The organism is Streptomyces sp. NPDC058086 (genome assembly GCF_042885015.1).
Lineage (GTDB): Bacteria > Actinomycetota > Actinomycetes > Streptomycetales > Streptomycetaceae > Streptomyces.
In genome coordinates, this window is record NZ_JBHVST010000002.1 from 71,791 (window position 1) to 80,979 (window position 9,189).

The 9,189-nt window shown below is 71.7% G+C and carries 10 protein-coding genes; 5 read left to right on the forward strand and 5 right to left on the reverse strand.

The window, feature by feature from the left end; genetic code table 11:
• Nucleotides 1-91 precede the first annotated feature (91 nt).
• The 5 genes from ACFVWD_RS01845 to ACFVWD_RS01865 form a co-directional block, all read right to left on the reverse strand.
• On the reverse strand, nt 92-388 hold the full coding sequence (locus ACFVWD_RS01845; RefSeq protein WP_389593326.1) for a hypothetical protein: 297 nt from the start codon (nt 386-388) through the stop codon (nt 92-94).
• A 101-nt stretch (nt 389-489) separates the two neighbouring features.
• On the reverse strand, nt 490-828 hold the full coding sequence (locus tag ACFVWD_RS01850) for a DUF202 domain-containing protein (protein ID WP_389593328.1): 339 nt from the start codon (nt 826-828) through the stop codon (nt 490-492).
• Nucleotides 825-1,217 (reverse strand): YidH family protein, encoded by a 393-nt coding sequence (locus ACFVWD_RS01855; protein WP_168490224.1) that lies wholly within the window; start codon nt 1,215-1,217, stop codon nt 825-827. The genes ACFVWD_RS01850 and ACFVWD_RS01855 overlap by 4 nt, the downstream gene beginning before the upstream one ends.
• A 31-nt stretch (nt 1,218-1,248) precedes the next feature.
• Nucleotides 1,249-1,770 (reverse strand): NUDIX hydrolase, encoded by a 522-nt coding sequence (locus ACFVWD_RS01860; RefSeq protein WP_389593330.1) that lies wholly within the window; start codon nt 1,768-1,770, stop codon nt 1,249-1,251.
• Between the two features lie 78 nt (nt 1,771-1,848).
• Nucleotides 1,849-2,742: a DMT family transporter gene (locus ACFVWD_RS01865; protein WP_389593332.1), complete on the reverse strand. Its 894-nt coding sequence runs from the start codon at nt 2,740-2,742 to the stop codon at nt 1,849-1,851.
• Nucleotides 2,743-3,055: 313 nt separating this feature from the next.
• Between ACFVWD_RS01865 and ACFVWD_RS01870 the strand changes: the two genes are divergently transcribed.
• The 5 genes from ACFVWD_RS01870 (at nt 3,056) to ACFVWD_RS01890 (ending at nt 9,069) form a co-directional block, all read left to right on the forward strand.
• The gene (locus ACFVWD_RS01870) at nt 3,056-4,711 is read left to right on the forward strand and encodes an FAD-binding dehydrogenase (protein WP_389593334.1); all 1,656 of its coding nucleotides are present in this window, start codon (nt 3,056-3,058) and stop codon (nt 4,709-4,711) included.
• 290 nt (nt 4,712-5,001) lie between these two features.
• Entirely contained in the window at nt 5,002-5,961 is a 960-nt protein-coding gene (locus ACFVWD_RS01875) for a hypothetical protein (protein WP_389593336.1), read from the forward strand.
• A 44-nt stretch (nt 5,962-6,005) separates the two neighbouring features.
• Nucleotides 6,006-7,571 (forward strand): APC family permease, encoded by a 1,566-nt coding sequence (locus ACFVWD_RS01880; protein ID WP_389593338.1) that lies wholly within the window; start codon nt 6,006-6,008, stop codon nt 7,569-7,571.
• Nucleotides 7,572-7,688: 117 nt separating this feature from the next.
• Entirely contained in the window at nt 7,689-8,450 is a 762-nt protein-coding gene (locus ACFVWD_RS01885) for a molybdopterin-dependent oxidoreductase (protein WP_389593339.1), read from the forward strand.
• Nucleotides 8,434-9,069: a cytochrome b/b6 domain-containing protein gene (locus ACFVWD_RS01890; RefSeq protein ID WP_384906323.1), complete on the forward strand. Its 636-nt coding sequence runs from the start codon at nt 8,434-8,436 to the stop codon at nt 9,067-9,069. Before ACFVWD_RS01885 ends, ACFVWD_RS01890 begins: the two co-directional genes overlap by 17 nt.
• Nucleotides 9,070-9,189 lie beyond the last annotated feature (120 nt).

Sequence of the window (9,189 nt, forward strand, 5' to 3'; positions counted from 1 at the left end):
CCGACCAGTCGGTATGTCGTCCAGCGCCCGAACGAAACGTGATCGGCGTCTCCCTCCGGGAGCCGGGGGAGACGCCGGGGCGTGCTTGCCTCTAGTGGTCGTCCCAGTGGCCGTCGTGCTCGGCGTGGCGGTGGCCGTCGTGCAGGTAGTCGACGTGGTCGCCGTGCGCGACCGTGGGGTGCCCGCAGCCCTCGCCGTGCCGGTGGCCGTGCTCGTCGTGCGCCGTGTGACCGCTCGGCTCGCACTCGTCCCAGTGCCCGGAGTGCTCCCGGTGCAGATGTCCGTCGTGCGCGTAGTCGACGTGGTCCCCGTGCGGCACGGCGGTGTGCCCGCAGTCCGGGCCGTGGATGTGCTCGTGGGTGGGGTGCTCCAGGTGAAGGGTGGTCATGGTGCTCACCTTCGTGAGTGGCGTGAAATGACGGCTCAGGCTAGCGCCAGAAAGAACCGCATCCATCACTATTTGCACCAGTACGCCCCATTTGATCCTTTTCAGAACACCAGTGCCACCGCGCACACGGCCAGGGCGACGGTGCATAGGGTCGCCGCCGTCGCGTGCCGCGGTGCGAGTGCGGGCGGGCCGTCGGTGTCCGACGTCGCGAGCACCCGGATACGCCGGTGCGCGAGCGTCAGGAAGCCCAGCCACAGTGCGCAGCACAGGGCGCAGGCCGCCACGTCGATCGCCGACGGTCCGCCGTGCAGTGCCGCCTTCGCCGCGAGGACCGCGGCGACGGTGCTCGACAGGGTCGTACGCCGCCACGCGAGCCGCGTACGCTCCGGCTGCAGCCCGGGGTCCCGCTCGGCACGGTGCTGCGGGCCGGGCACGGTCACCCTTCCCAGCCGACGAGGACGACGACGACCATCGCGATGGCCACGATCGCGACGGCGATGCTCAGCAGCGCCGGGAAGCGCGACACGGGAAGGTCCTCCCCGCGGCGCATCGCGCGCTCGCAGCGCACCCAGTGATTGACGGCGCGCAGCGAGCAGAGCACGCCCGCCGCCAGCAGGGCCAGCGCGAGGCCGACCCGCCAGCCCCAGCGCAGGTCCGGCAGGAACTGATCCACGGCGAAGCCCCCGCCGATCAGCGCCAGCGCGGTGCGCAGCCAGGCGAGGAAGGTCCGCTCGTTCGCCAGCGAGAACCGGTAGTCGGGTGTGACGCCCTCCTGCCGGACCTCCTCGGGCGCGAACCACAGCCGGACGTTCCGTACGAATTCGATCACGCCATCGACCCTACCGGGGCCCGGCGGGGGCTCAGCCGGTGCCCGTCGCCCGGTAGTCCTTCAGGCGCTCGTACGCCGCCAGGCCGTCCGGCACCCACGTCCAGTCCGTCAGGCGCCGCTCCACCTCCTCCTCGGTGAGGAAGTCGTGCCAGGCGACCTCCTCCGTCTGGGGGTTCACCGGGAGCTCGCAGCGGACCTCGTAGACGGCCGACCACCAGGTCTGGCCGGAGCCGTTGTCGTAGAGGAACTTGAAGAGGGGGACCGGCCCAGGGAGCCCGGAGACCCCGAGTTCCTCCTCGGCCTCGCGCAGGGCCGCGGAGTCGTAGGACTCGCCCGCGCCCACGACCCCGCCGACGAACATGTCGTACAGGGAGGGGAAGACGAGCTTGGTGGGCGTGCGGCGGTGGACGAAGAGGCGGCCCCGGGCGTCCCGGGCCTGGATGAACACGCAGCGGTGGCGAAGACCGCGCGCATACGCCTCGCCGCGCGGGGACTGCCCGACGACCACGTCGTTCTCGTCCACGATGTCGAGGATCTCGTCAGCGGCGCTCATGGCCCCATCCAAGCAGCCGCCGGCACCGGGCGCGGTGCGCGCCGTGCGTGCGGCCCGACGCGGCGTCGTCGTACGCCCTCAATGCGGCTGGAGGTCCCGTACCGACTCGGTCTTGGTGGTGCCCGACGGCATCGAGGGGTGCATGCCCAGCAGGACGATTCCCGCCACGATCGCCGCGAGCCCCGCCGCTTCCCAGGTGAGTGCCCCCACGTCCGTGTGCAGCTTGTCCCCGAGGAAGCCCACGCCGCACACGATTCCGGCCAGCGGCTGGGCGGCGGTGAGCGCGGGCAGCGACATCCGCAGCTCCGCCGTCTCGAAGGCGCTCTGCACCAGTACGAGTCCCGTCACCCCGAGCGCGAGCACCCCGTACGGCTGCCAGCCGGTCAGCAGCTCACTGAAGCCGCCGGCTCCGAACCGCTCCCCGCTGACCCGGGTGAGCGCGTCCTGTACGCCGTACAGCAGCCCCGCGGCCAGCGCCAGCAGGACGGGCGCCGCGGTCATCCGGGAGCGCTTGGCGTAGGTGGTGAGCAGCAGCGCGAGCCCGACCATGATCCCGATGATCAGCCAGTGCCGCAGCGGATCGGTCACCGAGTCGCCGCCCTTGGGCTTGCCCGCCACGATGAACGCCGTGACCCCGCCCGCGAGCAGGACGAGGCCCGCCCAGCCCTGGCGGCCCAGGGGGTGCTTGGTCTGGTGGCGGGTGAGCGCGAGCGCGAAGAGCAGATTGGTCGCGAGGAGGGGTTCCACCTGGGAGATCTCGCCCTTGCCCAGGGCGACCGCGCCGAGGACCATCCCGCACACCATGAGCCCGATGCCGCCCAGCCAGCGGGGCACCCGGATGAGGTCGAGCAGCAGGCGCCAGGAGAGGAAGTCGCTCAGCGGGGCGTGTGAGGCGGCGTTCTGCTGGAGCACGAAACCGAAGCCCAGACAGCAGGCCGCGCTCACCGAGAGGATCAGAACGAGAACCGACACGCTGGGTACCTCGAAACATCGGGAGTCTGAGCGGGTCACGCGCGCGTATTCCCGCCGACTGTAGTGCCATCGACCGGGCCCTGCCCACGGGAGTACCCGGAACCGGGCAGTTGACTCGGTCGCTCCTCTTGCCGAAGGATCTGACCGATCAGTAACAACGGCTGGTCGAGCGGCGGCCGTGCTTGTTCGACCGGTGCCGATGCCTGAATGTCTTCCGTACCACTGTCTCATCAACCAACGACGATGCCGCCGGCTCGTGACGAAGCCGACAGAAGCCGACCGGAAACGGACGGCAGGCCGAGAGGACGGGCCCATGGCCTACGACGCAGATGTGATCGTGATCGGAGCGGGCCTCGCGGGGCTCGCCGCGACCGCGGAGCTCGTCGACGCGGGCCGCAAGGTGATTCTCCTCGACCAGGAGCCGGAACAGTCGATAGGTGGCCAGGCCCACTGGTCCTTCGGCGGACTCTTCTTCGTGAACTCGCCCGAGCAGCGCCGGATGCGGATCAAGGACAGCCACGCGCTCGCCCTCCAGGACTGGATGGGCACGGCCGGCTTCGACCGGGCGGAGGACCACTGGCCGCGCCGCTGGGCCGAGGCATACGTGGACTTCGCGGCCGGAGAGAAGCGGTCCTGGCTGCACCAGCAGGGGGTCCGCTTCTTCCCGGTGGTCGGCTGGGCGGAGCGCGGCGGCTACGACGCCAACGGCCACGGGAACTCCGTGCCGCGCTTCCACATCACGTGGGGGACCGGGCCCGGGGTGGTCGCGCCCTTCGAGCGGCGGGTGCGCGCCGGGGTCGCCCGGGGACTCGTCCAGCTCAGGTTCCGTCACCGGGTGACCGGGCTGTCCCGCAGCTCCGGCACCGTCGACACGGTCACCGGCGAAATCCTGGAGCCGTCGGGCGCAGCACGCGGCCAGGCCAGCAGCCGTACCGTCGCCGGGGCGTTCGAGCTCAAGGCGCAGGCGGTGATCGTCACCTCGGGCGGCATCGGCGGCAACCACGACCTGGTCCGCGCGAACTGGCCCGAGCGGCTCGGTACTCCGCCCGAGAAGATGGTCGCGGGCGTCCCCGCGCACGTCGACGGCAAGATGCTCGCGATCACCGAGGAGACGGGCGCGCACCTCATCAACCGCGACCGCATGTGGCATTACACCGAGGGCATCCAGAACTGGAACCCCATCTGGGAGAACCACGGCATCCGCATCCTGCCGGGCCCGTCCTCCCTCTGGCTGGACGCCCGCGGGAACCGGCTCCCGGTGCCGCTCTTCCCGGGCTTCGACACCCTCGGCACACTCGAACACATCATGAAGACCGGATACGAGTACACGTGGTTCGTGCTCGACCAGAAGATCATCGGCAAGGAGTTCGCACTCTCCGGCTCGGAACAGAACCCGGATCTGACCGGCAAGTCGATCAGGGACGTCATCGGACGGGCGCGCGCCGACGTACCGGGCCCCGTCAAGGCGTTCATGGACAACGGCGCGGACTTCGTCGTCGAGAGGGATCTGGGCGCCCTGGTGCGCGGCATGAACGCCCTCACCAAGGAGCCGCTGATCGACGAGGCCGCGCTGCGCCGCGAGATCGTCGCGCGGGACCGGGAGATCGCGAACCCGTTCACCAAGGACCTCCAGGTGATGTCGATCCGCGGCGCCCGCAACTACCTCGGGGACAAGCTGATCCGTACGGCCACCCCGCACCGCATCCTCGACCCCAAGGCGGGCCCGCTCATCGCCGTCCGTCTCCACATCCTCACCCGCAAGAGCCTGGGCGGCCTGGAGACCGATCTCTCCTCGCGCGTACTGACGGAGGGCGGCGACCCGCTCTCCGGTGTGTACGCGGCCGGCGAGGCCGCCGGCTTCGGCGGCGGCGGAGTCCACGGCTACCGCTCCCTGGAGGGCACCTTCCTCGGGGGCTGCCTCTTCTCCGGCCGCACAGCGGGCCGAGCGGCCGCCGAGGCGGTGAGCTGACCCTCGCAGGGGGCCGTCGCGAGGTCGGGTTTCAGCCGTGACCGGACTCCGGGGAACCGGGGTCCGGGCGCGGCTCGGCCCCCGCCGGGAGTCGAGCCCGCCCCCGGAGAGAGCTGTCCCACCAGCCGGTTCCCCTCCCGGAGAGTGTGCGGGGGGAACATCAACTCTGCGCCATTCAAGGGAAGTTGAATCGTTCGGCGGATCAATCCGGCCTTGACGTAAACCCTCAGCCAAGGGTTTGCTGTGCGTGATCACCCCTTGACCAGCCGCGTCTGTGAGGAACCCCCGCGGTGTCGCCACCCCCGCCACCCCCTCCTCCCCTCGGCCGTGGCCGCAAACGCGCGGCCCACGCCTTCGACGCCGCGCTCGACGACGTCGAACTCGTCGCCGCGCGCACCTCGTTGGCCCAGGGGAGATGGACCGCGGTCCGCGCACTGCTCGCCGCCACCGGCGACGACTGGGACCGCCGCGGACACCGCGTCACCGTCCTCGCCCAGGAGCCCGCCGCCCTCGCCTGGGCCCGTGACTGGCAGCTCGCGGAACCCGAGTCCGCCGACGCCTCCGTACTCCTCGCCTGTGCCATCGTCCAGCGCGTTCTGCACGGCAAGGACCGCCCGGAGCGGGCCCGCGAGGCCTGCGACGCCGCCGCCGCGCTCGCGCCGGCCGACCCGACCCCCTGGCTCGGCCTGCTGATACTGGAGCGTTCGCGCGGCAGCGAGGGCGACGTGGTCCGGCTCTTCGACGAGGTGCGCCATCGCTATCCCGAGCACCACCACGCCCACCACCTGATGGTCGCCCGGCTCGCCGAGCGCCGCGCCGAGGCCGGCCAGGACCCCCTCCATGAGGTCTACGACTTCGCGAACTGGGCCGCCGAACAGGCGCCCGCCGACTCTCCGCTCGCGATGCTGCCCGTCGTCGCGCACGCCGAGCGCTATCGCGTGCTGGCCGGCTCCGGCAGCGAGTCCACCGACCCCGCCGCCTCCGGGCACTGGGTCGGACGCCGGGCCCGCCAGGTGATGAAGGCCGCCTTCGACTGGTGGCTGGAGTGGGAGCGCGAGGACCACCCCCGCCGCCACCTCGACCTCAACTTCCTCGCCCACGCCAAGTTCTGCGAGGGCCGGGGCGCCGAGGCCGCCGCCCTGTTCCACCGCATCGGCCCGCACGCCACCCCGGTGCCGTGGTCGTACCCGGACCGCGAGCCGTACCAAGCCTTCCGTGCCGCCCGCGACAGCGCCCTCGGCACGGTGTGACCCCACCCACAAGAAGTCGAGAAACCCGAAAGGACGGCCCCGCGATGACGACGGGCAGTTCGAGCACCTCGAGCAGTTCGAACACGGGTAGACCCGCCACGACCGGTGGCGCCATCAGCACCTTCAAGGGCCAGGAGCGCGCTCTGCACGCGGGCCGGCTCGGCACGGGAGGTCTGCTGCTCTCCGTCCTCGCGGCGACCGCCCCCCTCATGGTGGTCGCGGGTGTCATGCCCACCACATTCGCGGTGATGGGCATCGTCGGACAGCCGCTGCTCTTCGTCATCCTCGGCGTGGTGCTGGTGCTCTTCAGCGTCGGGTACGCCGAGATGAGCCGCCACGTCCACAACGCGGGCGCCTTCTACGCCTACGTCGCCCGCGGTCTCGGCGGCACCGCGGGCGCGGGCGCCGCCGCGGTCGCGCTCGTCGCCTACAGCGCCCTGCAGTTCGGCATCTACGGCATCTTCGGCTTCGAGGTCTCCGGGCTGTTCGCCACCTACGCCCACGTCGAGGTCGCCTGGTGGATACCGGCGCTGATCGCCGTCCTCGCCGTCGGCGCGCTCTCCTGGCTGAAGATCGACGTCAACGCGCTTGTACTCGGCGTCCTCCTGGTCGTCGAGGTGGCGCTCGTCGTCATCTTCGACATCGCCGCCGTCGCCGACCCCGCCAAGGAGGGCCTCTCCCTGCACGCCTTCAACCCGGACACGCTCACCGGGGCGGGCGTCGGCACCGCGTTGTGCTTCTGCATCGCCGCCTTCACCGGCTTCGAACAGGCACCGGTGTACGCCGAGGAGACCAGCCGCCCGCACATCCTCGTCCCGCGCGTGATGTTCCTGGCGATCGGCTTCGTCGCCGTCTTCTTCGCGCTCAGCTCCTGGGCGCTGACCGTCGCCGCGGGCCCCTCCGGGATCGTCGGGGCGGCGCAGAAGCAGAGCGCCGGACTGCTGTTCTTCCTCACCGAGTCGCGCCTCGGGGGAGCCTTCACCGACGTCCTGCACGTCCTCTTCGTGACCGGCATGTTCGCGGCGCTGCTCAGTTTCCACAACGTCGTCGCGCGGTACGCCTTCGCCATGGGCCGCGAAGGGCTGCTGCCCTCCGCCTTCGGCCGGACCACCGGCAGCAACGGCGCGCCCGGCACCGGCTCGCTGCTGCAGACCGGCGTCTCCGTGATCGTGCTGATCGCGTTCGCCGTGACCGACGACAAGCCCACCGGTGACCCGACCGCGCCCGTGCTGCACCTGTTCACCTGGGCAGGCAACGTCGGCGCGCTCGGCGTCATCCTGCTGATGGCGGCGGCCTCGCTCTCCGTGATCGTCTTCTTCGCCCGCCGCGGCGCCGCCCGCGCCCAGGCCTGGCGCCTGGCCACCTCGGCGATCGCGGCCGTCGCCCTCCTCGTGATCGCGGGCTACACGGTCAAGGACTTCGACGTCCTGGTCGGGACCGGTCCGGACTCCACGCTCAGCTGGCTGCTGCCCGCCCTGATCGCGGCCGCCCTGGTCGTCGGCCTGGTGCAGGGCCTGGTGCTGCGCTCCCGCAAACCCGAGGAGCACGCCCGTATCGGACTCGGCAACGAGGCGTTCCAGCTGGACAAGGCGGCGGAGTCCACCCCCTGATCCGGCGGCCCGATCAGGGGCACCCGTTCTGAGAAGCGCGTGAGAAGTGGTTACGGAAGTCTGACGAGCACCCGCTGCCGCTGGCCTCAAGGGGGTCGCGGGTGCTCGTATGGGTGTGTGAACCCTGAACAGCCCCCCCGGCAGGGACCGGACCGGCCCCGGGACCGCCCGCCGGAGGACCCGGAAGCCTCCGGCACGCCCGTCGGCCGCCGGCTCCTGCTCGGCACGCTCGGACTCGGCGCCCTCGGCGTGCTGGCCGCGCCCACCCTGCAGCGCGGCCTGGAGTCCCTCTTCGCCGACGACCCCACCGGGCTGAGCGGCCTGCTCCCCAACGGCGGCGGATTCCGCTACTACTCGGTGACCTCCTCCGTCCCGCACAAGGACGCGTCGAACTACCGCCTCACCATCGACGGCCTGGTCGACCACCCCCGCAGCTACACCCTGGCCGACCTCAAGGCCCTGCCGCAGACCCGGATCGTGCACGATGTCCAGTGCGTCACCGGCTGGCGGGTGCCCGGCACCCCCTTCGAAGGCGTACGGCTGTCCCATCTCCTGGACGCCGCCGGAGTCAAGGCCAAGGGCCGCGCGATCCGCTTCACCTGCTTCGACGGGGCGTACACCGAGAGCCTCACGCTCCAGCAGGCCCGGCGCCCCGACATCCTGGTGGCCCACCGCATGCAGGACAAGCCCCTCGGCCACAACCACGGCGGCCCGGTCCGCCTCTACGTCGCCCCCATGTACTTCTACAAGTCCGCCAAGTGGCTCTCCGGCATCACCGTCACCGAGGACGTCCGTCCCGGCTACTGGGAGGACCGTGGCTACGACGTGGACGCGTGGGTCGGCCGCTCGAACGGACGCGACGATGCACCCACGAGTTGACGACACCCCGACCCTCGCCGCGCCCGCGCCGCGTGTACGGCGCTTCAGCCGCGCCGAGCGCTGGGTGCACCGCGTGACCGCCCTGCTGATGGGGATCTGCGTGGCGACGGCGGCCTGCCTGTACCTCCCGATGTTCGCCGAGCTCGTCGGCCGCCGTGAGCTGGTGGTCAGGATCCACGAGTGGGCGGGCCTGATGCTTCCGGTACCGGTCCTGGCGGGCCTGGTCTCCCGCGCCTTCCGCGCGGACCTGGGCCGCCTCAACCGCTGGGGCCCGCACGACCGTACGTGGCTGCGCGCGGCGCTACGACGGGACCGGCGCCCCTCGTCCCGCCCGGCGGCCAAGTTCAACGCGGGCCAGAAGACCTACGCCGCCTGGATCGCCGGGGCGACCCTGGTCATGCTCGCCACGGGGCTGCTGATGTGGTTCACCCACCTCGCCCCCCTGATGTGGCGCACCTCGGCGACCTTCGTCCACGACTGGCTGGCGCTCACGATCGGCGTCGTCCTCGCGGGCCACATCGGTATGGCCCTCGGCGACCCGGAGGCCCGCCGCGGCCTGCGCACGGGCTCGGTGAGCCGGGAGTGGGCGGAGCGGGAGCATCCCCTCTGGCGGCCCTAGACCGAGTGTGGCGGGGGGGCGCGGCCCCCCCCCCCCCCGAGGGGGGGGCCCCCCCCGGCGCCGCCCCCCCCCCCCCGGGAGCTGGGCCAGGGGGGTATAAAAAACATAAGAGGGCGACGG